The following is a 24818-nucleotide window of genomic DNA, read 5'->3' as shown; positions in this document are numbered from 1 at the left end:
CCCTTTGTATGCGTTTTTTTGTCCGCCCTTGCCGTCCAGTGCCGGCACAAGCGCAGCTTTTCAGATTTCATTTTCGCTGGATTTTTATTCCCTATATGGCTCACGATTCTCAAAACGCATCACCGAAGGCAGCCGCTGCTGTTGAAAACACCCCCCTGGTCCTGTCGGACCGGACCCAGGAGGCGCTGGCGATCACCAAGCGCGGCGTCGACGAACTGCTGATCGAGAGCGACTTTGCGCGCAAGCTGCAGCGCTCCGAGCAAAGCGGCAAACCCTTGCGCATCAAGCTGGGCCTGGACCCGACCGCGCCCGACCTGCACCTCGGCCATACGGTGGTGCTGAACAAGATGCGGCAGCTGCAGGATCTCGGCCACAACGTGATTTTCCTGATCGGCGACTTTACCTCGATGATCGGCGATCCGTCGGGGCGCAACGTGACGCGGCCGCCGCTTACCCGCGAACAGATCGAAGAAAACGCCAAGACCTATTTCGCCCAGGCCAGCCTGGTGCTGGATCCGGCGCGCACGGAAATCCGCTACAACTCGGAATGGTCGGACAAGCTGGGCGCGCGCGGCATGATCCAGCTGTCGGCGAAATACACGGTGGCGCGGATCCTGGAGCGCGAGGATTTCACCAAGCGTTACAAGGCCGGCACCCCGATCTCGGTGCACGAACTGCTGTACCCGCTGATGCAGGGCTACGATTCGGTGGCGCTGGAGTCCGACCTGGAACTGGGCGGCACCGACCAGAAATTCAACCTGCTGGTCGGCCGCGAGCTGCAGAAGGATTACGGCCAGGAACCGCAATGCATCCTGACCATGCCGCTGCTGGAAGGCCTGGACGGCGTCGAAAAGATGTCCAAGTCCAAGGGCAACTACATTGGCATCACCGAGCCGGCCAACACCATGTTCGCCAAGGTCATGAGCATTTCCGACGTCATGATGTGGCGTTACTACGAGCTGCTGTCGTTCAAGTCGCTGGCGCAGATCGCCGGCTACAAGGCGCAAGTCGAAGGCGGCCAGAATCCGCGCGACATCAAGGTTGCGCTGGCGCAGGAAATCGTGGCGCGCTTCCACAACCAGCAAGCGGCGGAAGACGCCTTGAGCGACTTCAACAACCGCGCCAAGGGCGGCATCCCGGACGACATTCCTGAACTGACGCTGAGCGGCGCGCCGCTGGGCATCGGCCAGCTGCTGAAACAAGCCAATCTTTGCCCATCGACCTCGGAAGCGCTGCGCATGGTGGAGCAGGGCGGGGTGCGGATCGACGGCGCGGTGGTCAGCGACAAGGGTTTGAAAGTCGACGCCGCCACCTTCGTGATACAGGTTGGCAAGCGCAAGTTCGCCCGGGTAACCTTGACCGCATGATCGGCCTGCTGCAGCGAGTCAGCCACGCCAGCGTGGTGGTGGACGGCGTCACGGTCGGCGCCATCGATGGCGGCCTGATGGTGCTGCTGTGCGCCGAGCGCGGCGATCGTGAAAAGGAAGCGGACGCGCTGCTGGCCAAGTTGCTGTCTTATCGCGTGTTCGCCGACGACGCCGGCAAGATGAACCGCAGCCTGAGCGACATCGGCGGCGGCCTGCTGCTGGTGCCGCAATTCACGCTGGCGGCGGATACCCAGTCCGGCACCCGGCCTTCGTTCACGCCGGCGGCGGCGCCGGAAGAAGGGCGCCGCCTGTTCGATTATTTCTCCAGCCAGGCCGCAAGCCGGCACAAGCAGGTCGCGACCGGCCGTTTTGGCGCCGACATGAAAGTGTCTTTGACCAATGACGGCCCGGTGACCTTCTGGCTGCAGGTAAAACCGCCGGCCGCCAAAGCGTAAAAGGACTTACGCAAAACTGCCCCAGCGGCGTTACTCCTCCTAGCCGTACGCCGTACTGTCTTCGTCGTCGTGCCTTGCTGGAACAGTTTTGCATAAGTCCCGGGTAATCCGCTTTTGCTGTAGCCTGACAACTTTACGACAGGAGCTTACCGTGAACCTCTGGAGCCATTCTTTCAACGACGGTGCCTATATCCCCGGCGAATTTGCTTTCGCGGTAGTGCATCCCGAGACCCACGTCACCTTGTCCGCCAACCACAACCCGCACCTGGGCTGGGGCGAACCGCCGGCCGGCACCAAATCGCTGGCGCTGATCTGCTGCGATCCCGATGTGCCGTCGCGCGGCGACGATGTCAACCAGGAAGGCAAGACGGTGCCGGCCGAGCTGCCGCGCGTCGATTTTTTCCACTGGGTGCTGGTCGACCTGCCGCCGCATGCGACGTCGATTGAAGCCGGAACCTTCAGCGACCGCGTCATCTCGCGCGGCAAGCCGGGCCCGGAAATTTACGGCAGCCCGATCCCCGGCGCGCGCCACGGCCTGAACGACTACACTGGCTGGTTTGCCGGCGACGCCGCGATGAGCGGCGATTATTTCGGCTACGACGGTCCGTGCCCGCCATGGAACGACGAGACCGTGCACCGCTATGTTTTCACCGTGTACGCGTTGGACATCGCGCGCTTGCCGGTGGACGGCAAGTTCACCGGGCAGCAAGCGCTGGCGGCGATGCGCGGACACATCCTGGCCGAGACCTCGATCGTCAGCCTGTATACCCTGAACCCCGCCTTGTAAGCGCCAGCCCTGCAGAAAGCCCATGTCAACTACCGAAATCCTGCTGATACGCCACGGCGAAACCGACTGGAACCTCGAGCGTCGCCTGCAAGGCCACCTGGACATCCCGCTCAATCCGGCCGGCCGGCGCCAGGCGCTCGCGTTGGCGCGCAGCCTGGACGGCCTCGCCCTGGACGCCGTTTTTTGCAGCGACCTGCAGCGTGCACAACAAACCGCCGCGCCTTTGGCCGAAGCGCGCGGCATGGCCTTGCGCCTCGAAACCGGATTGCGGGAGCGTTGCTACGGCGCGCTGGAAGGCTTGCGTTATCCGGAAGCGGCCGAACATTTTCCTGAAGCCTATGCGGCGCTGATGGCGCGCGCTGTCGATGTCCGTTATCCGGCCGGCCAGCACGTGGCGGAAACCATGCGCGAATTCTACGCAAGGGTGGTGGCGGCCTTGTCGGCTTTGCTGGCGCCGGGCGATTTGCGTCCGAATTTGTGTCGGATTGCGGTAGTCACACACGGCGGCGTGCTCGACTGCATCTACCGTTTTGCCCACAAGCTGCCTTTGGCTCAGGCGCGCAGTTGCGATATTTTCAATGCCAGCATCAACCGCCTGAGCTGGAACCCGGAATGGCCGCAACCGTTGCGGGTGGACGGCTGGGCCGACGTGGCGCACCTGGACGCCTTGTCGCTGGACGAAATCGATCAATAAGCGCTGTTTGCAACATTGATGCCGCCGGCGTTTTTCCGCTTATGTTGGGCTTTCGCGGCAAGTCCCGGAAATCGCTATAAATCTGTATAAGCTCTTGCAAAAACAGTTGCGATAAAAGCAGCGTGCTTGTGCTAATCTTGCTAGCAAGAATTAAAACAACAGCGGGACTGCCAGCATGAAACTTAATCTCTTTCCCTCCTGGGCTCAGCGTGCCGCTGATCCTGTGCCGTTGGCCGAAGTGGTTGATGCGGCCGCGGGGAAACAGAGTGCGCCCGCCACGACAACACCGGCGCCGGCGCTGAACGATGAGCAGCTGGCGCTGGTCGGCGTATTGCATCAGCTGCTGCAAACTCTGCCCCAGGCCTATAGCGGCCGCGAAAGCGTCAAGCGCCTGTGCCAGATGATCCTGCCTGCCAGTCCGCATATCCGGCTGGTGTGGGTAGGTTTCTGCCAGGACGATTCGGAAGCGACCATCAAGCCGGCGGCGATTGTCGGCAAGGCGCTGGGCGAGTCGGATAACTGGCAACTGGCCAAGGATTGTTTCGACTACGTTGCGCCGTTTGCCCAGGTCGCCGATTGGGAGGCTGGCCACGACAGCGATTTCCATGCCCTGTTTACCCCGTGGCAAGCGCACCCCGAGCGTTGCTCGGCCAAGGCCGCGCTGGCCATACCGCTGCGTTCGGAAAAAGCCCGCATGCACGGCATGATGGTGTTTTACGCCGACAGCGAAGATTATTTTTCGGAAACCGGGTTTGCCTCGTTCCAGGCTTTCGGCCATGTCTGCGAAGTGATCTGGAAGCAGTCCAACCTGTCGCACCTGCTCACGCGCCAGGCGCAGCTTGATTCGCTGACCGGCTTGCTGACCCGGCGCCGTATCGTGCACGTCTATGAAGAAGCGGTGGCCGCCACCGTTATCGACGAGTCGCCGTTGTCCATCTTGTATTGCCAGCTGGACGATTTCCACAAGATCAACGACCTGTACGGCTGGGCGGTGGCCGACAATATCCTGGCGGCGTTCGCCAAGGATACCGGCGCGCAGCTGCGCAAGACCGACAGCGGCGGACGCTGGAACGCCACCGAATTCCTGTATGTGTTGCCGGCTACCGACACAGTCGATGCCGATAACCTGGCCGAGACTTTCCTCGGCCATTTCAAGCACCATCCGGTCAACATCGAAAACTGGTCGATCCGGCTCGCGTTGTCGATAGGAGTGGCCACTTACGGCGCCGACGGCCGCGGCCTGGATGAGCTGATCCACTACGCCACCCAGCATCTGCGCAGCTCCAGCACCTCGGCCGAAGACGAACTTTGATTGCGCAAAACCCCGCTTGCCTTGGCAATCGGGATAAAATGACGCCTTTCCCCTTGTGATTCCATCTCGAGTCAGTGACGCCGTCGTGAATATTGGCCCTTATTTCCTACGTAACAACGTCTTTGTGGCGCCCATGGCGGGCGTCACGGACAGACCGTTCCGGCAGCTCTGCAAAGAGCTGGGCGCCGGCTATGCGGTGTCGGAAATGGCGGCCTCCAATCCACGCTTGTGGCAGACCGAGAAGACCTCGCGCCGCATCAACCACGATGGCGAGATGGAGCCGCGGGCGGTGCAGATCGCCGGCGCCGATCCGCTGATGCTGGCAGAGTGCGCAAAATACAATGTCGACCACGGTGCGCAAATCATCGACATCAACATGGGGTGCCCAGTCAAGAAAGTGTGCAACAGCTGGTGTGGCTCGGCTTTGTTGCAAAATGAGCAACTGGTGGCGAAGATCCTGGAAACGGTGGTGAACGCGGTCGACGTGCCGGTCACGCTGAAATTCCGCACCGGCTGGGACCGCCTCAACAAGAACGCCTTGAATATCGCGCGGCTGGCGCAAGCCAGCGGCATCGCCATGCTGACCTTGCATGGCCGCACGCGCGCGGACGGCTATAGCGGCGATGCCGAATACCAGACCATTGCCGCGGTCAAGGCAGCGGTCACGATCCCGGTGGTGGCCAACGGCGACATCACGACGCCCGAAAAAGCACGGCAAGTGCTGGAGTACACCAAGGCCGACGCCATCATGGTGGGGCGCGCAGCGCAGGGCCGGCCATGGATTTTCCGCGAGATCGAGCACTATTTGCGCACCGGAGAATATTTGCCGGCGCCGCTGGTGACGGAAGTGCAACAGCTGATGGATGAACACCTGCGGGCGCATTACGGATTTTATGGCGATTACCTGGGGGTGCGCACCGCCCGCAAGCATATCGGCTGGTATGTGCGCGATTTGCCCGGCGGCGAGGCATTTCGGCAACGCATGAACCTGCTGGAAGATTGCGGCCAGCAGCTGGCCGCAGTAAATAGCTTCTTCGAATCGCAGTTTGCGTTTGGGGAGCGGTTACAATACGGTGTGGCCGAGCAGATGCTGGCGGCCTGAATCAGATCAACAAGAAACAGAATCAGGAATTTCCCGGCAGGCGGGCATCAGGTGAGCATGACGCCATAGACCGAACGCTGATGGAATTGCCTGAATCCTAAAAAAAGAACAGTAAAAAAGAATGAGCAAAGAAAGTATCCAAGACGTGGTGAAGCAAAGCCTTGAAAAATATTTCAAGGACCTGGGCGAGCAGCCGCCGTCGAATGTGTATGACATGGTGATTTCCACGGTCGAAAAGCCGGTGCTGGAAGCCGTGATCGCGCGCGCCGAAGGCAACCAGTCGCATGCGGCGGAAATGCTGGGCATCAATCGCAACACCCTGCGCAAGAAATTGCAGCAGCACGGTCTTTTGTAGCAGGCAGTCCAAGGATCAGCGGCGCCAAGCCAGAAACTGACAGCAAGCTGCCGTCCTCGCCCAAGGAGGCAGTGTTTCCCGCCAATGATGTATTTATCCGTTTTCCTTCCCTTCCAGAGTTTTCATCATGATTAAACAAGCCCTCATTTCCGTATCCGACAAAACCGGGATACTTGATTTCGCAAAAGAGTTGTCGGCGCTGGGCGTGAATATTCTGTCGACGGGCGGCACCGCCAAGCTGCTGGCCGATAACGGCATCAAGGTCACCGAAGTGGCGGATTACACCGGCTTCCCGGAAATGCTCGATGGCCGCGTCAAGACCCTGCATCCGAAAGTGCACGGCGGCATCCTGGCGCGCCGCGATTTCCCTGAGCATGTCGCGGCCCTGGCGCAGCACCAGATCCCGCTGATCGACATGGTGGTGGTCAATCTCTACCCGTTCCAGCAGACCATCGCCAAGGAGCAGTGTTCGCTGGAGGATGCGATCGAGAATATCGACATCGGCGGCCCGGCCATGCTGCGCTCGTCGGCCAAGAACCATAAGGATGTGATTGTGCTGTGCGATCCCAGCGATTACGCCGGCGTGCTGGCCGAGCTGAAGGCGCACGACGGTGAAGTCGGCTACGGCACCAAGTTTGCTTTGGCGAAGAAGGTGTTCGCCCATACCGCCCAGTACGATGGCGCCATCACCAACTATTTCACGTCGCTGGGCGAAGACAAGCAGCACGCTACCCGCAGCGCCTATCCGGAGACACTGAACCTGCATTTCGAAAAAGTGCAGGAAATGCGTTACGGCGAGAATCCGCACCAGTCGGCGGCGTTTTACCGCGATACCCGTCATGTCGAAGGCGCGCTGGCTAATTACAGACAGCTGCAAGGCAAGGAACTGTCTTACAACAATATCGCCGATGCCGATGCGGCCTGGGAATGCGTCAAGACTTTCAGCGAAACCGCCTGCGTCATCATCAAGCACGCCAATCCTTGCGGCGTCGCGATCGGCAACAATCCGCTGGAAGCGTATAGCAAGGCGTTGCAGACCGATCCGACTTCGGCTTTTGGCGGCATCATTGCCTTTAACCAGGAGCTTGACGGCAACGCGGCTGAGGCAGTCGCCAAGCAGTTCGTTGAAGTGATCATCGCACCGTCCTTTACTGAGCAAGTCAAGCAGGTGTTCGCCGCCAAGCAGAATGTACGCTTGCTGGAAATCCCCTTGGTCAATGGGGCAAATGCGGCCATCAACCAGCACGATTTCAAACGCGTCGGCGGCGGTTTGCTGGTGCAATCGCCGGATGCGCGCAACGTCGCCCTGAGCGAGCTGAAAGTGGTGAGCAAGAAGCAGCCGACCCAGCAGCAGCTGCAGGACCTGATGTTTGCCTGGCGCGTCGCCAAGTTCGTCAAGTCGAACGCTATCGTGTTTTGCGGTAACGGCATGACGCTGGGCGTCGGCGCCGGCCAGATGAGCCGGGTCGATTCCGCCCGCATCGCTTCGATCAAGGCGCAGAATGCAGGTTTGTCGCTGGTCGGTTCGGCGGTGGCTTCGGATGCGTTTTTCCCGTTCCGCGACGGCCTGGATGTGGTGGTCGACGCCGGTGCCACTTGCGTGGTGCAGCCGGGCGGTTCGATGCGCGACCAGGAAGTGATCGATGCGGCCGACGAACATGGCGTGGTCATGCTGCTCACCGGCACCCGCCACTTCCGTCACTAAGTAGCAGCGACCGGCGCTTCGGTCATCGTCTGGTTATATGAAAATCCTCGGTATCGACCCCGGTCTGCGGACCACCGGTTTTGGCGTCATCGACAAGCAGGGCAACAAGCTCAGCTATATCGCGTCGGGCACCATCAAGACCCCGGACGCCGATCTGCCGCAGCGCCTGAAGGTGATCCTGGCCAGCGTTTCGGAGGTCATCCGCACCTATGCGCCGGATTGTTCGGCGATCGAAAAAGTCTTCGTCAACGTCAATCCGCAATCGACGCTGCTGCTCGGGCAAGCCCGCGGCGCGGCGATTTGCGCTTTGGTCAGCGCGGATTTGCCGGTAGCTGAATATACCGCGCTGCAGATCAAGCAGGCGGTGGCCGGCCATGGCAAGGCGCAAAAGCAGCAAGTGCAGGACATGGTGCAGCGGCTGCTGCAGTTGCCCGGCTTGCCGGGCACCGACGCCGCCGATGCGCTGGCGGTAGCGATCTGCCATGCTCACAGCGGCGACGCGCTGGCGCACCTGAGTGCGCTGGCGCCGGATCTTGCGAAAAAGGGTTTGCGGGTGCGCGGCGGCCGGCTGGTAGGTTGAGCCGCTATCGGTGTCCGCTGTGTTCCCGATTGTGGTGCATTGTTCGAGGTTGGTTTCTGTTGTTACAGCAGGGTTTCATTCTATTCCGTCATCTGCAGCAGTTCATTGCGCGCTATCAAGCCGCCTACTCCCCGCTTTATCTGCGATTTGTCTCATTTTGCATGTAGGAAGGCTCGTTCAATTGTGAACCTTTGTTTCGGCAAAATCGTGGCAAACACATGTGTATATCTAAGAGCTGACATTTACATGTCGCGCTAAGTCCTTCATTTATTTAGTAATTCAATGTAAGAACATTCTCGGTCGATTGTTAGATACCCGCGCTAAGTCATTGACTTTACTCGAGTATTTTGCAATTGCCGGCAGCTAAATGGCTTGACCTAGAATAGTGCATCCTCTAAAGTGGGTGGAAGTGTGGAAAAGTGTTTTTTTGTGGGGCATTTTTACATGCCGCCAGAGAATTTTTTCAAGATTAAATTAAGGAGCGTGTGCGGTGTTTCAGGGTGCGTCAGCATTAAATCTCGATGCGAAAGGGCGGATGGCAGTGCCGTCCAAGCATCGTGACGCGCTCACCGTCCAGTGCGAGGGGCGCTTGACGCTGACCAAGCACCCGCACGGCTGCCTGCTGCTGTTTCCGCGCCCGACCTGGGAAAGCCACCGCGAACAGATCGCGGCTTGGCCGATGTCGGCGCGCGCCTGGCAGCGGATTTTCCTGGGCAATGCCTCCGACGTCGAGCTGGATTCGGCCGGCCGGATCCTGGTGGCGCCTGAGCTGCGTTCGGCCGTCGGCCTGACGCGCGAGGTGATGCTGCTGGGCATGGGAAGCCATTTCGAGATTTGGGATGCGGCCAAGCTGGCCGAGAGCGAGTCGCAAGCAGTTGCGGCTGGCATGCCCGAAGTGTTAAGCAATTTTTCGTTCTGACGGGCCTGCCATGAGTGAACCAGTGGTGCCCGAGTTCCAGCACCGCACCGTGTTATTGGATGAGGCTGTCAGTGCGTTGGCGATTACCGGTACGCGTGCGGACGGCATTTATGTCGACGGCACTTTCGGGCGTGGCGGCCATAGCCGCAAGATCCTGCAGAGCCTGGGGCCGCGCGGCCGCCTGATTGCTTTCGACAAGGATCCGCAGGCGATCGCTACTGCGGCCGAGATAGCCGATCCGCGTTTCGAGATCGTGCACGACAGCTTTGCGACGATGGCGCAGGCATTGCAGGAAAGAGGCATTCAACAAGTCGACGGGGTGTTGCTGGACCTGGGCATCTCGTCGCCGCAGGTGGACGACGCCAGCCGCGGATTCAGTTTCCGCGCCGACGGCCCGCTCGACATGCGCATGGATACGACGCGCGGCATGTCGGCAGCGGCCTGGCTGGCAGTCGCAGATGAACAAACAATCGGAAAGGTGGTACGTGATTATGGGGAAGAACGGTTTGCTGTTCAGATTGCAAAGGCGATTGTTGCTGGCCGGACAGTCCAGCCCATTACTGGCACACGACAGCTTGCCCAGATCGTGGCAAACGCCGTCAAGACCCGTGAGAAAGGCAAAGACCCGGCCACTCGTACCTTTCAGGCTATACGGATTTTCATCAATCAAGAGCTTGAAGAACTCGAGATAGTACTGGATCAGGCATTTCGGCAGATGGCCCAGCAAGGGAGATTAGTCGTGATCAGCTTTCATTCGCTGGAAGATCGGATCGTCAAGCAGTTCATGGCTTCCAAAGCCAGGCTGCCGCAGCCCGACCGTCGCCTGCCGATTCGCGCCGTTGACCTGCCGCAGCCGGAATTGAAGCTGGTGGCACGGGTCAAGCCATCCGATACCGAAGTGGCCGACAATCCACGCGCGCGTTCCGCCATCATGCGGGTCGGCGAGCGCCTGGCCACTACCCTGCCTGCCGGAGTCCAGCCGTGAGCGGGCGCCTCAATTTTGTCCTGGCGCTGGCGCTGGTGTTGTGCGCACTGGCGCTGGTCAACGCGCAGTACCAGGCGCGCCAGCTGTTCATCGAGCTGGAACGGGCGGCCAGCCAGTCGCGCCAGCTCGATATCGAATGGGCCCAGTTGCAGCTCGACCAGTCGACGCTGGGCAAGAACGCCAGGATTGAAGCCAGCGCCACGCGCGACCTGAACATGGTGCCGCTGACCGCTGCCCGCACCCAATATCTGACGGTGGGGGAAAAATGACGCGCAATCCCCCGCGCAGCTCCCACGCAGGACGGATTGCCGCCGGCAAGGGAGTGCCGTTTTCGGCCAGCCCGATGCTCAAGGTCAAGCTGCCTGTCTGGCGCTCGCGGGTGGTGCTGTTCGCCATGTTCGCCGCGTTCCTGGCGCTGATTGTGCGGGCATTGTGGCTGCAAGGGATTTCCACCGACTTCCTGCAAAAGCAGGGTGCGTCGCGCTATGCGCGCACGCTGGAGCTGCCGGCCACGCGTGGCAAGATCACCGACCGCAACGGCCAGGTACTGGCGTCGTCAGTGCCGGTGAAGGCGATCTGGGCCATTCCTGAGGATGTGCAGGCGGCGCCGAAAGAGAAGCTGCAGGCCTTGGCGAAGCTGCTCGACATGAGCTATGCCGAACTCAGCAAGAAACTCGATTCCGACCGCAATTTCGTCTACCTCAAGCGCCAGGTCGAGCAAGATGTGTCGGACCAGATCATCAAGCTTGGCATCGACGGCATCGAGACCCGCAAGGAATACAAGCGCTTCTACCCGGAAGGCGAGGTGATGGCGCACGTGGTCGGTTTCACCAATGTGGAAGATGCCGGCCAGGACGGCATGGAGCTGTCGCAACAGAAAAACCTGGCTGGCACCACCGGCAGCCGGCGCGTGATCAAGGACCGGCTCGGCCGCATCGTCGAGGATATCGAGGCGGTCAAGGAACCGCATGACGGCAAGGACCTGGTGCTGTCGATCGACAGCAAGATCCAGTACATCGCGTTTACCCAGCTGAAAGAAGCGGTGGCCAAGAGCAAGGCCAAGGCCGGCGGCATCGTGGTGGTCGACGCCAAGACCGGCGAAGTGCTGGCGCTGGCCAACCTGCCCAGCTACAACCCGAACGACCGCTCGGTGCTGACCGGCGCGCAGCTGCGCAACCGCGTCATGACCGACACCTTCGAGCCGGGCTCGACGCTCAAGCCGTTTACCGTGGCGCTCGCGCTCGACACCAACCGGGTGCAGGCCACCACCACGTTCCAGGTTCCCGACAAGATGACGATCGGCACCGCGACCGTGGGCGACTCCCATCCGCATCCGGTGTGGAACATGAGCGTCGCCCAGATCATCCAGAAGTCGTCGAATATCGGCACCGCCAAGATCGCGCTGCAAATGCCGGCCGAGGAAATGTGGGAGATGTTCACCACGGTCGGCCTTGGCCAGCAGCCGAAATTCGGCTTCCCCGGTGCTGTCGCCGGCCGCGTGCGTCCGTTCAAATCGTGGCGGCCTATCGAACAGGCCACCATGAGCTACGGCCACGGCATCTCGGTATCGCTGATCCAGATGGCGCATGCCTACACGATCTTTGCCCGCAACGGCGACCTGATCCCGCTGTCGTTCCAGAAGGTCAGCGAACCTCCGGTCGGCCAGCGCGTGGTGTCGGAAAAGACCGCGCTGACCATGCGCGCCATGCTGGAGCGGGTTACCGCGCCGGGCGGCACCGCACCTAAGGCGCAGGTTCCAGGCTACCGCGTGGGCGGCAAGACCGGCACCGCCTACAAGATCGAAGGCGGCAAATACGTCAAAAAATATATCGCCGATTTCGTCGGGTTTGCGCCGGCTTCCGATCCGCGCCTGATCATTGCGGTCATGGTGGACGAGCCTAGCGTCGGCTCGCACTTTGGCGGCGACGTCGCGGCACCGGTGTTCGCGACGGTTGCGGCAAACGCCTTGCGGGCGTTGAACGTGCCGCCCGATTCCAGCGTCACCGACATCATCATCCCGACCGACGGTCCGCAGGAGGGCTTGTGACAAAGCCTAAGCTACAGCAATTGCCGGAAATCCAGCAGTGGCTGGACAGCGTCGCCCCGGCCGGCGCGGAGCTGGTGTCTGACTCGCGCAAGGTGAAAGCCGGCGACGTGTTTTTCGCCTATCCCGGCGATGCCGCGGACGGCCGCGCCTATATTGCACAGGCGCTGGAGAACGGCGCGTCCGCAGTGTTGTACGAGAAGGAAAAATTTGCCTGGGATACGGCATGGCGCGTCGCCCATCGCGCAGTGAGCGGACTCAAGCGGCTCAGCGGCCAGATCGCGCACGGCTATTACGACCAGGCAGACAAAGACATGCTGGTGGTTGCCGTCACCGGCACCAATGGCAAGACCTCTTGCACCCAATGGCTGGGCCATGCGCTGTCGCACCTGGGCCAGGTGACCGGCGTGATCGGCACCCTGGGCACAGGAATCTATACGCAAGGCGAGCGCGGCGAGTTCGAGGAAACCGGCAACACCACGCCCGATGCACTGCTGTTGCAGCAGGCGCTGAGCAACATGCGCCGGCAAGGAGTAGTGGCGCTGGCGATCGAAGCTTCCTCGATCGGGCTGGAACAAGGGCGCCTGAACGGCATGCATGTCGACATCGCCCTGTTCACCAATTTCACGCGCGATCACCTGGACTACCACGGCGACGAACAGCACTATGAAGCCGCCAAGCGTATGTTGTTCGACTGGCCCGGATTGCAGCAGGCGGTGATCAATCTCGACGACGCCATGGGCTTGCGCTTGATTGATCATTTGCAGCAGAAGCAACCAGCGATTCCGGTGATCGGCTATACCTGCGAGGAAGTGGACGCGGCCGGCGTTCCGGTGCTGCGCGCCTCGGCGATCCGCACCAATGCGACCGGCACGGCGTTCCACCTCGATTCGCCTTTCGGTTCGGCGCTGGTCAAGACCCAGCTGGTAGGGCAGTTTAATGTCAGCAATGCACTGGGCATCCTCGGCGTGCTGCTGGCTAAAGGCGCGGCCTGGGATGCTGCGCTGCATGCGATTGAACTGTTGGTTGCCGTGCCGGGTCGAATGCAGCAGTTCGGCGGCCAGGACGCGCCGCTGATAGTGATCGATTATGCACATACTCCTGATGCGCTGGACAAAACATTGAATACCCTGCGGCAAGTAGCGCAGCAGCGCAACGGCGAGCTGTGGTGCGTATTCGGTTGCGGCGGCGATCGCGATCCCGGCAAGCGGCCGCAGATGGGCGCCGTGGCGGAACTCGCAGATCACGTCATCGTCACCAGCGACAACCCACGCAGCGAAGAGCCAAGCCTCATCATCGGCCAGATCCTGGCCGGGATGAAAGCGCCGCAGGCCGCGCAGGCGCTGGAAGACCGCGCTGCAGCGATCTTGTGGGCGGTGCGCCACGCGGCCAAGGCCGATGTGGTCTTGCTGGCGGGCAAAGGACATGAAACTTATCAGGAAATAAAAGGAAAGAAATTGCCGTTTCTAGATGCCGACCATACTGCGCTGGCGCTGGCTGCGCGGGCCACGATGAAAGGCGGCGCTGCATGAACGTCTCATTGTCGCAATTGCAAGCGTGGCTGGGATTACCTTCGGTTGGCGCCGGCCAGGACCAGGTCGTGGTCAACGGCTTGTGCACGGACAGCCGTGCGGTGACGCCAGGCTGCGTGTTTGTCGCCTTGCGCGGCGAGCGTTTCGACGCCCACGATTTCCTGGACCAGGTGATCGCCCAAGGTGCGGCCGCGGTGGTGGTGGAACGCACACCGGCTACATTGGCCGCGCTGGCAGTGCCGGCGCTGGTGGTGAGCGACACCCGGGTTGCACTCGGTACGATAGGGCAGCGCTGGCGGCAGCAATTCACGCTGCCGCTGATTGCGGTCACCGGCAGCAACGGCAAGACCACCGTCAAGGAAATGATCGCCGCGATCCTGGTCGCGGCTTTTGGCGCGGAAAAATCGCTGGCGACGCGCGGCAATTTCAATAACGAGATCGGCGTACCGCTGACCTTGCTGCGGCTGGAGGCCGGCCACCAGGCTGCCGTGATCGAGCTCGGCATGAACCATCCCGGCGAAATCGCGCTGCTGACAGCGCTGGCCGAACCGACGGTAGCGCTGGTCAACAACGCCCAGCGCGAGCACCAGGAGTTCATGGCCAGCGTCGCCGCGGTCGCCGAAGAAAACGGCAGCGTGATACGCGGCTTGCCGGCCAGCGGCATTGCGGTGTTCCCGGCTGACGATCCGTATTCCGGCCTGTGGCGCGGTTATGCCGCCGGCAAGGCCGGCAGCATCAGTTTCGGCCTGACCGCCGACGCCGATGTCAGCTGCAGCTACACTGGCGCGGCGCATGGTTTCGGCAGCGACCTGATCGTTACCTTCGCCACCGCGGGTGGCCCGCAAATATTCGCTTTGCAGCTGGCCGCCGCCGGCGAACACAATGTGCGCAACGCGCTTGCCGCCATCGCCTGCACTCTGGCGATCGGCATCGACGTCGCCGCGATCAAGCGCGGCCTGGAAACCTTTGCGCCGGTCAGCGGCCGCCTGCAACGCAAGCTGGCGACAGCAGCCGGCTGTGCCGGCGCGCTGGTGATCGACGACACCTACAACGCCAATCCGGATTCGGTGCGGGCCGCCATCGATGTGCTGGCGCAATCGGCCGCGCCGCGTTTGCTGGTGCTGGGCGACATGGGCGAAGTCGGCAACGAAGGACGCGAATTCCACCAGGAAATCGGCGCGTATGCACAGCAGCGCGGCATCGCCCGGCTGTTCACCCTGGGCGACATGGCGGCTGACGCCAGCGCCGCCTTCGGTCCGCAGGCACAACACTTTAACGACATCGCAGCGTTGCTAGCCGCGCTCGATGCGACCATGACGCCGGACACCACGGTGCTGATCAAAGGGTCGCGCTTCATGAAAATGGAGCGTGCTGTCCAGCATCTGGTCGGTACAACATCTGAGGGGACTCACTAACATGCTGCTATGGCTGGCACAAAATTTTCAGCAGGATTTCAGTTTCCTGCGCGTCTTCAACTTCATCACCTTTCGCGCCGTGTTCGCGACGTTGACGGCGTTGATGATCGGCCTGATCGCAGGACCTGGCGTGATCCGCATGCTGGCGCGCCTGAAGGTCGGGCAGGCAGTGCGCACCGACGGTCCGCAAACGCACTTGATCAAATCCGGTACGCCAACCATGGGCGGCGTACTGATCTTGATTGCGATCGGCATCTCGACCTTGCTGTGGAGCGACCTGGGCAACCGTTTTGTCTGGATCGTGCTGGTAGTGACGCTGGGTTTCGGCACCATCGGCTGGGTCGACGATTACCGCAAGGTGGTCTACAAGGATCCGAACGGCATGCGTTCGCGCGAAAAATATTTCTGGCAATCCGTGATCGGCGTGGTGGCGGCGATCTACCTGGCGTTCTCGGTGTCGGCGCCGAACAATACCCAGGTCTGGGATCTGTTTGTGGCTTGGGTCGAGTCCGGTTTCAGCCTGGACTTGCCGCCCAAGGCCGACCTGATCGTGCCGTTTTTCAAGACCATCAGCTATCCGCTGGGGGTCTGGGGTTTCATGGCCCTGACTTATTTCGTCATCGTCGGCACCAGCAATGCAGTCAACCTGACCGACGGCCTGGACGGCCTGGCGATCATGCCGACCGTGATGGTAGGGGCTGCGCTGGGTTTGTTCGCCTATCTGACCGGTAACGTGACTTTCGCCAAATACCTGCTGATCCCGCATATCCCGGGCGCGGGCGAACTGCTGATTTTCTGCGGCGCGATGGCCGGCGCCGGACTTGCCTTCCTTTGGTACAACGCCTATCCAGCCCAGGTCTTCATGGGCGATGTCGGCGCGCTGGCCTTGGGCGGCGCGCTCGGCACCGTGGCGGTGATCGTGCGCCAGGAAATCGTGCTGTTCATTATGGGCGGTATTTTTGTTGTAGAGACTTTGTCGGTGATGTTGCAGGTAATCTATTTCAAGTACACGAAAAAGCGTTTCGGCGTCGGCCGCCGGGTATTGCTGATGGCGCCTCTGCACCATCACTATGAACAAAAAGGCTGGAAGGAAACGCAGGTTGTGGTGCGTTTCTGGATCATCTCGATGATGCTGGTGCTGTTTGGACTTTCAACTCTGAAGCTCAGGTAAGCGGAAGGTAAGCGGCGGTAATGGATTACACGGGTAAACATGTTCTGGTATTAGGGCTCGGAGAATCGGGCCTGGCATCCGCATTGTGGCTGGCGCACTGCGGTGCGACGCTGCGCGTGGCGGATACCCGCAGCGCACCGGAACGCCTGCCGCTGCTGCAACAGGCAATTCCGGCGGTGGAATTCGTCGCCTCCGGCGCAGAAGGCGGTTTTGCCGTCGACCTGCTGGACGGCATCGACTTCGCTGTCACCAGCCCGGGCCTGGCGCCTACCGGCGAGCTGAAGGAAATCCTGTCGGCGGCGACTGACCGCAACATCCCGGTATGGGGTGAAATCGAAGTATTTGCGCAAGCCCTGGCGGCATTGCGCGAGAGCCGTTCGTATACGCCGAAGGTGATTGCCATCACCGGCACCAACGGCAAGACCACGGTCACCAGCCTGACCGGCCTGCTGTGCGAGCGCGCCGGCCTGACGGTGCAGGTGGCCGGCAATATCAGCCCGGCGGCGCTGGATGTCTTGCGCAGCGCGCTGGAAAAAGACGCCTTGCCACAGGTCTGGGTGCTGGAACTGTCCAGCTTCCAGCTGCATGCCACCTGCAACCTGCACGCCGATGCTGCAACCATCCTGAACATCACCCAGGACCACCTGGACTGGCACGGCGACATGGAATCCTATGTGGCCGACAAGGCGCGCATTTTCAGCGCCGATACGATACGGGTGCTGAATCGCGACGATCCATTGACGATGCAGTTCAACAACGCCAACAGCATCAGTTTCGGTTTCGACGAGCCGCTGGACGGCGACTGTTTCGGCCTGGTGAGCGACAACGGCATGCAGTGGCTGTCGGTGGCGGTGCCGGGCGACGAAGAGGAACGTGTCGAAAAGCGGCGCAGCAAGAAGGAACAACTGGCCTTGCTGCCGGTTTCAGTAAAACACCTGATGCCGGCCGACGCGCTGCGGATCCGTGGCCGCCACAATGCCGCCAACGCGCTGGCCGCGCTGGCCTTGTGCCGCGCCATCGACCTGCCTTTTGCGCCGTTGCTGCACGGCTTGCGCGAGTATCACGGCGAGCCGCACCGGGTCGAACTGGTGACGACGATCGGCGGCGTCGAATATTACGATGACAGCAAAGGCACCAATGTCGGCGCCACGGTGGCGGCTTTGAACGGCCTGGGGCGCGGCTGTGATGGTGACGGTAATGCCAGCCGCCTGCTGCTGATCGCCGGCGGCGACGGCAAGGGACAGGATTTTGCCCCGCTGGCGGCGCCGCTGGCCACCTACGGCCGCGCGTTGCTGCTGATTGGCCGCGATGCGCCGGTGATCCGCGCCGCGGTCGAAAAACAGGCGGCAGGTATCGCCATGGTGGATTGCGCCACGCTGGGAGAGGCGGTGACGCGCGCCGCCGAATTGGCGCATGCGGGCGATGCGGTATTGCTGTCGCCGGCTTGCGCCAGTTTCGACATGTTCCGTAATTACGCCCATCGCGCGCAAGTATTCGTCGATGCCGTACGTGAGCTGGCTTTGTCGCGCGGCGAGGTTGGGCTATGAAATTCGCCTTCCCATCATTTTCAGGCAAGCCGACGGATCAAGCGCCGTCGCGGCCGCGCACGCTCGACAGCCAGAAACCCGGCGTCCAGCGTTCGAAAATGATGGAGTACGACCAGCCGCTGGTGTGGGTGGTCGTGCTGTTGATGCTGTTCGGCCTGGTGATGGTGTATTCGGCCTCGATCGCGCTGCCGGATTCGCCCAAGTATTCGAACTATACCAACGGCCATTTCCTGGTGCGGCAGGCGATTTTCATCGGCGTTTCGCTGCTGGCCGGGCTGGTGACCTTCCGCATCCCGATCGCCACCTGGCAGCGCTGGGCGCCGTACCTGTTCGTGATTACCCTGATCTTGCTGGCGATGGTGCTGGTGCCGGGCCTGGGGCGCGGCGTCAACGGCGCCAAGCGCTGGCTGTCGTTCCGCGTATTCAACCTGCAGCCGTCGGAATTGATGAAGCTGTTCATTGTCCTGTACGCCGCCAACTATACGGTGCGCAAGCAGGAAGTGATGCACAAGCTGACCAAGGGATTCCTGCCGATGACCGCCGCGGTCGGGCTGGTTGGCCTGCTGCTGATGCTGGAGCCGGATCTCGGCGCGCTCGGCGTGATCGTCTGCATTGCGATGGGCATCCTGTTCCTGGGCGGGATCAACGGCGTCTGGTTCGGCGGCATAGGCGCCATGCTGGCCGGCATGTTCACTCTGGTGATCTGGCTGTCGCCATGGCGGCGCGAGCGGATCTTCGCTTACCTGAATCCGTGGGCAGAAGAAAATGCTCTGGGCAAGGCCTATCAGCTGTCGCATTCGCTGATCGCCTTCGGCCGCGGCGAACTGTTCGGCGTCGGCCTCGGCGCCAGCGTCGAGAAACTGCATTACCTGCCGGAAGCGCATACCGACTTCCTGCTGGCGGTGATCGGCGAAGAACTGGGATTTGCCGGCGTGCTGGTGGTGGTCATGCTGTTTTACTGGATCATCAAGCGCTCTTTTGAAATCGGCCGCCAGGCGATCGCCATGGACCAGACTTTTGCCGGCTTGACGGCCAAGGGCATAGGGATCTGGATCGGCGTGCAGACTTTCATCAACATGGGCGTCAACCTGGGTTTGCTGCCGACCAAGGGCTTGACCTTGCCGCTGATGAGCTACGGCGGCTCCGGGGTGCTGATCAATTGCGTCGGCCTGGCGATCTTGCTGCGCATCGATTACGAAAACCGGGTTCTGATGCGCGGGGGACGGGCATGAGCCTCAGCACAAAACGTCTATTGATCATGGCGGCAGGCACCGGCGGCCACATATTTCCCGGCCTGGCGATTGCCGACACCATGCGTGCGCGCGGCTGGCAAGTCAGCTGGCTGGGGACTACCCACGGCATGGAGCGCGACCTGGTGCCGCAGCACGGCATCGAGATGGACCAGATCACCTTCTCCGGCCTGCGCGGCAAAGGCCTGGCGCATACCTTGCGCGGCGCCTGGCGCTTGCTGGCCAGTTTCCCCGCCTGTTTCCGCATCCTGGGCCGGCGCCAGGCCGATGTGGTGCTGGGCATGGGCGGTTACGTGACGGTGCCGGGCGGAGCGATGGCGCGCTTGCGCGGCGTGCCGCTGGTGCTGGTGAACGCCGACGCGGCGTTGCTGTTGTCGAACAAGACCCTGACGCCGCTGGCGCAACGGGTGCTGTTCGGATTCCCGGCGGATTTTGGCAAAGCCGCAAGCAAGGCGCTGGTCACCGGCAACCCGGTGCGCAAGGAAATCCTGGCGCTGCCATTGCCGGCCGAGCGTTACGGCGGCCGCATCGGTCCTTTGCGCTTGCTGGTGGTGGGCGGCAGCCTGGGCGCGAAGGCGCTCAACGATTGTTTGCCGGCGGCGCTGGCCTTGATTCCGGTCGACCTGCGTCCCAGCATCACGCATCAGTCCGGCAAGCAGCATATCGATGCCTTGCGCAGCGCTTATGCTGCCGCTGGCGTGACAGCGGAGGTAGTGGCGTTCATCGACGACATGCCGCGCCGTTATGCCGACGCCGACCTGGTGATTTGCCGCGCCGGCGCGATCACGATTTCGGAACTGACAGCGGCCGGCGTCGCCAGCGTGCTGGTGCCGCTGGTGGCGTCGACCACTTCGCACCAGCGCGACAATGCACGCTGGATGGCAACCCAGAAAGCGGCGATTCATTTGCCGCAGACAGACTTGAGCAAAGAGCGCCTGGCCGAGTTGCTGACGCGGATCTCGCGCCAGGACTGCCAGACGATGGCGCAGGCAGCATATGAAAACGGCCGGCGCGACGCCAACCAGGCGATCGCGCAGGTCCTCGAAGAATTGGCAGGTGCGCAATGAGTAAAGACCATGAAGCATAAAGTAAAAAACATACATTTCGTCGGTATCGGCGGTAGTGGCATGAGCGGCATCGCGGAGGTGCTGCTCAATCTCGGCTATACGATTTCCGGTTCCGATCTTGGCGATAACGCCGCGACCCGTCGCCTGGTCAGCCTTGGCGCCAAAGTCAGCCGCGGCCATGCTGCCGCGAATATCGAGCAGGCGCACGCGATCGTCACATCGACCGCGGTGCAGGCGGACAATCCGGAAGTGGTCGCTGCGCGCGAGAAGCACATTCCGATCGTGCCGCGCGCGGTCATGCTGGCGGAACTGATGCGCCTGAAGCGCGGCATCGCGATTGCCGGCACCCATGGCAAGACGACAACCACTAGCCTGGTGGCGAGCGTGCTGGCGCAGGGCGGCCTGGATCCGACTTTCGTCATCGGCGGCCGTCTGACCAGCGCTGGCGCCAACGCCAAGCTGGGTTCGGGCGACTTCATCGTGGCCGAGGCCGATGAATCGGATGCGTCGTTCCTGAACCTGTCGCCGGTGATCGAAGTGATCACCAACATCGATGCCGACCACATGGATACCTATGACCATGATTTCGGCAAGCTGAAGCAGGCTTTTGTCGAGTTTACGCAGCGCCTGCCGTTTTACGGCGTCGCGGTGCTGTGCATGGACGACGCCAACGTACGTGAAATCATGCCGCAGATTTCCAAGCTGATCACCACCTACGGTTTCCATGCGGACGCCGACGTGCGCGCGATCGACGCCAAGGCGGTAGCCGGCCACATGCAGTTCACCGTGATCCAGAAAGGTTATGTGGCGATGCCGATCAGCCTGAACCAGCCGGGCATGCACAACGTCCAGAACGCTTGCGCCGCGATTGCGATTGCACGTGAGTTGGGGGTTGCGGATGCGGCGATCCAGCAAGCGCTGATCGAATTCAACGGCGTCGGCCGCCGCTTCACGCGCTACGGCGAAATCAAGTTGCATGACGCCGCCGGCAAGCCAAACGGCGAATTCGCCCTGGTCGACGACTATGGCCATCACCCGGTGGAAACCGCGGCGACGATTTCGGCAGCGCGCGGCGCTTATCCCGGACGGCGCCTGGTGCTGGTATTCCAGCCGCACCGCTACACCCGTACCCGCGACCTGTTTGAAGATTTCGTAAAAGTATTGTCGACGGTGGATGTGCTGGTGCTGGCGGAAGTGTATGCCGCCGGCGAAGCGCCGATCATTGCCGCCGACGGACGCGCCCTGGCGCATGCGTTGCGGGTGGCGGGCATGGCCGAACTGGTGTTTGTGGAAGACATCAACGACATGCCGGCGTCAGTCCTGAACCTGGTGCGCGACGGCGATGTAGTGATGACGATGGGTGCCGGCTCGATCAGCGGCGTGCCCGGCAAACTGGCGCAATTGGTAGAGCAATAGTCATGAGTACAGCGATGAGTGAAACGATGAGCAAAAAAAAGACAGGTCATCAATTCGGCAAAGTCGGAGTGCTGTTCGGCGGCCGTTCGGCCGAGCGCGAAGTTTCCATCATGTCCGGCAACGGCGTGCTGAAGGCATTGAAAAGCCATGGCGTTGACGCCTATCTGTTTGATACGCGCGAGCGCAGCCTGGCCGAACTGGCGGCGGAGAAATTCGACCGCGTGTTCATCGCCCTGCATGGCCGCTACGGCGAAGACGGGACTTTGCAGGGCGCGCTGGAGCAGCTCGGCATTCCTTATACAGGACCGGGCGTGATGGCGTCGGCGATTGCCATGGACAAGGTCATGACCAAGCGCATCTGGCAAAGCATGGGTTTGCCGACGCCGCGTTTTATCGTACTGGATTCGCACAGCGCAACCCGCGAAGAACTGCGCCAGGTGCCGGATGTGCTGGGTTTGCCATTGATGCTGAAAGCGCCGCATGAAGGATCGACTATCGGCATCAGCAAGGTGGTCGGCTATTCGGACATGAGCGAAGGTTTTGCCTTGTGCGCCAAATTCGATGAGAAAGTACTGGCGGAAGAATTTGTCACCGGCCGCGAGCTGACGGTGCCGGTGCTGGGCGCCGGCCGCAATGCGCGGGCTTTGCCTATCGTCGAGATTCGTGCACCGGAAGGCAATTACGACTATCAGCATAAATATTTTACCGACGACACCAAGTATCTGTGTCCGGCGCCCCTGGATGAGGCGCTGACGCAGCGCATACAGTCGCTGGCGGTGCAGGCTTTCAATGCACTGGGATGCGAAGGCTGGGCGCGGGTCGATTTCATGCTGCGCTCTTCCGACAACGAACCGTTCCTGCTGGAGATCAACACTTCGCCAGGCATGACCGGCCATTCGCTGGTGCCGATGGCGGCCAAGGCGGACGGTGTGAGCTACGAAGACCTGTGTGTGGAAATACTGAAGTCGGCCTCGCTGGACCTGAAGCCGTCGACAGACTGGAAACCGGACTGATCCGGGTGGAAAAACCTGAATAGAAAACCTTAACGATCCAAGCGATAAAGTCGATAACCATGTGGCAAGACATCAAAATGTTGAACGCGATTTCCGGCACCCTGCTGGGACTGGCTGCGCTCGCATTGTTGGCGTCGGGCGTCTGGTGGCTGGCGCAGCGTCCGATGTTTACGCTGAAGACGATCAGGATCGAAGGTGCGGGGCAGAGCGAGCTGCGGCGCGTCAATCCGTTGATCGTCCGCGCCAGCGCGCTGCCGCGCATCAAGGGCAACTTTTTCACGGCTAACCTGGATACGGTGCGCAGCGCATTCGAATCGGTGCCGTGGGTGCGCAAGGCGGCGGTGCAGCGCGAATGGCCGAACACGCTGATCGTGACGATTGAAGAGCATCAGCCGTTGGCCACCTGGGACGATGACGGCCGCCTGCTGTCGGTGTATGGCGATTTATTTACCGCCAACCTGGACGAGGCGGAGGAAGACGGCGAACTGCTGCGCTTGTCAGGTCCGAAAGGCAGCGAGAAAGACGTCACGGCGCGGCTGGCGGATTTTCGGGCATGGTTTGCGCCGTTGAAGCTGAACCCGGTAGAGGTGGATTTGTCGAGCCGTTATGCGTGGACCGTGAAACTGGACAACGGCATGACGGTGGAGTTGGGGCGTGAGCAAGACAAGAGCACGCTGAAAGATCGTGTTGAGCGGCTGGTGCAGATTTATCCGCAGCTGCTGTCGCGTTTGCAGAACCGGATTGAGAGTGTAGATATGCGGTATCCGAATGGCTTGGCGCTGAAGGCGAGTGGCTTGTCGACCGGATTGGGAAGCAAGAAAAAATAAGCGAAACACTATGACAAAAGACGCAAAAAACCTGATCGTCGGTCTCGACATCGGCACCTCCAAGGTGGTGGCCGTGGTAGCCGAGGTATTGTCCGACGGGCGCCATGAAGTCATCGGCTTGGGCCAGGCTGAGTCCAAGGGGCTGAAAAAAGGCGTGGTGGTGAACATCGAGGCCACTGTCGAGTCCATCCAGCGTGCGCTGGAAGAAGCGGAGCTGATGGCCGACTGCAAGATCCGCAACGTCTACACCGGGATCGCAGGCAGCCATATCCGCAGCTTCAATTCCAGCGGCATGGTGGCGATCAAGGACAAGGAAGTCAGCGCGGCCGACGTCTCGCGCGTTATAGAAACGGCGAAGGCGGTCAACATTCCTACCGACCAGCAGTTGCTGCATACGGTGCCGCAGGAATTTATTGTGGACAGCCAGGAAGATGTGCGTGAACCAATCGGCATGAGCGGCATCCGACTGGAAGTCAAGGTGCACATCGTGACCGGCGCGGTGTCGGCGGTGCAGAACATCGTCAAGTGCATCCGCCGCTGCGGCCTGGAAGTGTCGGACCTGATCTTGCAGCCGATGGCCTCGGCCGATGCGGTGCTGACGCCCGACGAGAAAGAGCTGGGTGTGGTGCTGGTTGATATCGGCGGCGGCACCACCGACGTTGCGGTGTTCACCGAAGGCGCGATCCGGCATACCGCGGTGATCCCGATTGCCGGCGACCAGATCACCAACGACATCGCGATGGCGCTGCGTACGCCGACCAACGAGGCGGAAGAAATCAAACTGCGCTACGGCGTGGCCAAGCAGATCCTGGCCGATCCGGGCGAGACGCTGGAAGTGCCAGGGCTGGGCGACCGCAATCCGCGCACCCTGTCGCGCCAGGCATTGGCGGCGGTGATCGAGCCGCGGGTCGAAGAGCTGTTTGCGCTGGTGCACCAGGTGGTGCGCGAGTCGGGTTACGAAGAGGTGTTGTCGAGCGGAGTGGTGCTGACCGGCGGCTCGGCCATGATGCCCGGCATGATCGAGCTGGCGGAGGATATTTTCCTCAAGCCTGCACGGCTGGGAACGCCGGACTACCGCGGCCAGCTGGCCGACGTGGTGCGTAGCCCGCGTTATTCGACTGTGCTGGGCCTGCTGCTGGAAGCGAAGAAGCAATACCTGCGCGGCTATATCGTGACACGCCAGGAAGGGTCGGCGAAAGCGATCTGGCAGCGCATGAAGGAATGGTTCCTGGGTAATTTCTAGCTTTTTTTAGTTTACGAAATTTGTTTTTAACG

At 61.4% G+C, this 24818-nt stretch carries 23 protein-coding genes; all 23 read left to right on the top strand.

The features are described 5' to 3' along the window. Positions 1-95 precede the first annotated feature (95 nt). The 23 genes from tyrS (at position 96) to ftsA (ending at position 24786) form a co-directional block, all read left to right on the top strand. Positions 96-1367: a tyrosine--tRNA ligase gene (tyrS, locus tag JWQ61_RS16715; protein WP_369684907.1), complete on the top strand. Its 1272-nt coding sequence runs from the start codon at positions 96-98 to the stop codon at positions 1365-1367. Further along, positions 1364-1822, top strand: a complete 459-nt coding sequence (gene dtd / locus JWQ61_RS16710) for a D-aminoacyl-tRNA deacylase (RefSeq protein WP_369684906.1) — start codon at positions 1364-1366, stop codon at positions 1820-1822. Before tyrS ends, dtd begins: the two co-directional genes overlap by 4 nt. Positions 1823-1973: 151 nt before the next feature. Beyond that, on the top strand, positions 1974-2609 hold the full coding sequence (locus tag JWQ61_RS16705; RefSeq protein WP_304361516.1) for a YbhB/YbcL family Raf kinase inhibitor-like protein: 636 nt from the start codon (positions 1974-1976) through the stop codon (positions 2607-2609). A 22-nt stretch (positions 2610-2631) separates the two neighbouring features. Then, positions 2632-3303, top strand: coding sequence for a histidine phosphatase family protein (locus JWQ61_RS16700; RefSeq protein WP_304361515.1), 672 nt, complete (start codon positions 2632-2634; stop codon positions 3301-3303). A gap of 175 nt (positions 3304-3478) precedes the next feature. Further along, the gene (locus JWQ61_RS16695; RefSeq protein ID WP_304361514.1) at positions 3479-4615 is read left to right on the top strand and encodes a GGDEF domain-containing protein; all 1137 of its coding nucleotides are present in this window, start codon (positions 3479-3481) and stop codon (positions 4613-4615) included. Positions 4616-4700: 85 nt separating this feature from the next. After that, on the top strand, positions 4701-5717 hold the full coding sequence (dusB, locus tag JWQ61_RS16690; protein ID WP_304361513.1) for a tRNA dihydrouridine synthase DusB: 1017 nt from the start codon (positions 4701-4703) through the stop codon (positions 5715-5717). Positions 5718-5838: 121 nt separating this feature from the next. Next, positions 5839-6072 (top strand): Fis family transcriptional regulator, encoded by a 234-nt coding sequence (locus tag JWQ61_RS16685; protein ID WP_014007929.1) that lies wholly within the window; start codon positions 5839-5841, stop codon positions 6070-6072. Positions 6073-6199: 127 nt separating this feature from the next. Further along, positions 6200-7777 (top strand): bifunctional phosphoribosylaminoimidazolecarboxamide formyltransferase/IMP cyclohydrolase, encoded by a 1578-nt coding sequence (purH, locus tag JWQ61_RS16680; RefSeq protein ID WP_304361512.1) that lies wholly within the window; start codon positions 6200-6202, stop codon positions 7775-7777. A 37-nt stretch (positions 7778-7814) separates the two neighbouring features. Then, on the top strand, positions 7815-8357 hold the full coding sequence (gene ruvC / locus JWQ61_RS16675; protein ID WP_304361511.1) for a crossover junction endodeoxyribonuclease RuvC: 543 nt from the start codon (positions 7815-7817) through the stop codon (positions 8355-8357). A gap of 490 nt (positions 8358-8847) precedes the next feature. Then, a complete protein-coding gene (mraZ, locus tag JWQ61_RS16670) occupies positions 8848-9276 on the top strand; it encodes a division/cell wall cluster transcriptional repressor MraZ (protein WP_061534628.1) in 429 nt (142 codons plus the stop codon). A gap of 10 nt (positions 9277-9286) precedes the next feature. Continuing rightward, complete coding sequence (rsmH, locus tag JWQ61_RS16665) at positions 9287-10261, top strand: 16S rRNA (cytosine(1402)-N(4))-methyltransferase RsmH (RefSeq protein WP_304361510.1); 975 nt, start codon at positions 9287-9289, stop codon at positions 10259-10261. After that, positions 10258-10530 carry a cell division protein FtsL gene (gene ftsL, locus JWQ61_RS16660; RefSeq protein ID WP_014007924.1) on the top strand — a complete coding sequence of 91 codons (273 nt, stop codon included), beginning with the start codon at positions 10258-10260 and terminating at the stop codon, positions 10528-10530. Before rsmH ends, ftsL begins: the two co-directional genes overlap by 4 nt. After that, the gene (locus JWQ61_RS16655) at positions 10527-12308 is read left to right on the top strand and encodes a penicillin-binding protein 2 (RefSeq protein ID WP_304361509.1); all 1782 of its coding nucleotides are present in this window, start codon (positions 10527-10529) and stop codon (positions 12306-12308) included. Before ftsL ends, JWQ61_RS16655 begins: the two co-directional genes overlap by 4 nt. Beyond that, positions 12305-13837, top strand: coding sequence for a UDP-N-acetylmuramoyl-L-alanyl-D-glutamate--2,6-diaminopimelate ligase (locus JWQ61_RS16650; protein WP_304361508.1), 1533 nt, complete (start codon positions 12305-12307; stop codon positions 13835-13837). The genes JWQ61_RS16655 and JWQ61_RS16650 overlap by 4 nt, the downstream gene beginning before the upstream one ends. Further along, entirely contained in the window at positions 13834-15252 is a 1419-nt protein-coding gene (gene murF / locus JWQ61_RS16645; protein ID WP_304361507.1) for a UDP-N-acetylmuramoyl-tripeptide--D-alanyl-D-alanine ligase, read from the top strand. Before JWQ61_RS16650 ends, murF begins: the two co-directional genes overlap by 4 nt. Position 15253: 1 nt before the next feature. Continuing rightward, entirely contained in the window at positions 15254-16423 is a 1170-nt protein-coding gene (gene mraY / locus JWQ61_RS16640; protein WP_014007920.1) for a phospho-N-acetylmuramoyl-pentapeptide-transferase, read from the top strand. Positions 16424-16443: 20 nt separating this feature from the next. Further along, positions 16444-17970, top strand: coding sequence for a UDP-N-acetylmuramoyl-L-alanine--D-glutamate ligase (gene murD, locus JWQ61_RS16635; protein ID WP_304361506.1), 1527 nt, complete (start codon positions 16444-16446; stop codon positions 17968-17970). 98 nt (positions 17971-18068) lie between these two features. After that, positions 18069-19202: a putative lipid II flippase FtsW gene (gene ftsW / locus JWQ61_RS16630; protein WP_236904701.1), complete on the top strand. Its 1134-nt coding sequence runs from the start codon at positions 18069-18071 to the stop codon at positions 19200-19202. Next, a complete protein-coding gene (gene murG / locus JWQ61_RS16625; RefSeq protein WP_304361505.1) occupies positions 19199-20287 on the top strand; it encodes an undecaprenyldiphospho-muramoylpentapeptide beta-N-acetylglucosaminyltransferase in 1089 nt (362 codons plus the stop codon). The genes ftsW and murG overlap by 4 nt, the downstream gene beginning before the upstream one ends. Positions 20288-20296: 9 nt before the next feature. Next, positions 20297-21703, top strand: a complete 1407-nt coding sequence (gene murC / locus JWQ61_RS16620) for a UDP-N-acetylmuramate--L-alanine ligase (protein WP_304361504.1) — start codon at positions 20297-20299, stop codon at positions 21701-21703. Between the two features lie 26 nt (positions 21704-21729). Then, entirely contained in the window at positions 21730-22716 is a 987-nt protein-coding gene (locus JWQ61_RS16615; RefSeq protein WP_304361503.1) for a D-alanine--D-alanine ligase, read from the top strand. Between the two features lie 59 nt (positions 22717-22775). Then, complete coding sequence (locus JWQ61_RS16610; RefSeq protein ID WP_304361502.1) at positions 22776-23543, top strand: cell division protein FtsQ/DivIB; 768 nt, start codon at positions 22776-22778, stop codon at positions 23541-23543. A 10-nt stretch (positions 23544-23553) separates the two neighbouring features. After that, on the top strand, positions 23554-24786 hold the full coding sequence (gene ftsA, locus JWQ61_RS16605) for a cell division protein FtsA (protein ID WP_014007913.1): 1233 nt from the start codon (positions 23554-23556) through the stop codon (positions 24784-24786). The last annotated feature ends 32 nt before the right edge of the window (positions 24787-24818 follow it).

The sequence above is a fragment of the Collimonas fungivorans genome, from assembly GCF_028292705.1.
Taxonomy (GTDB): domain Bacteria; phylum Pseudomonadota; class Gammaproteobacteria; order Burkholderiales; family Burkholderiaceae_D; genus Collimonas; species Collimonas fungivorans_B.
This window is presented reverse-complemented; position numbering and strand designations above follow the sequence as displayed.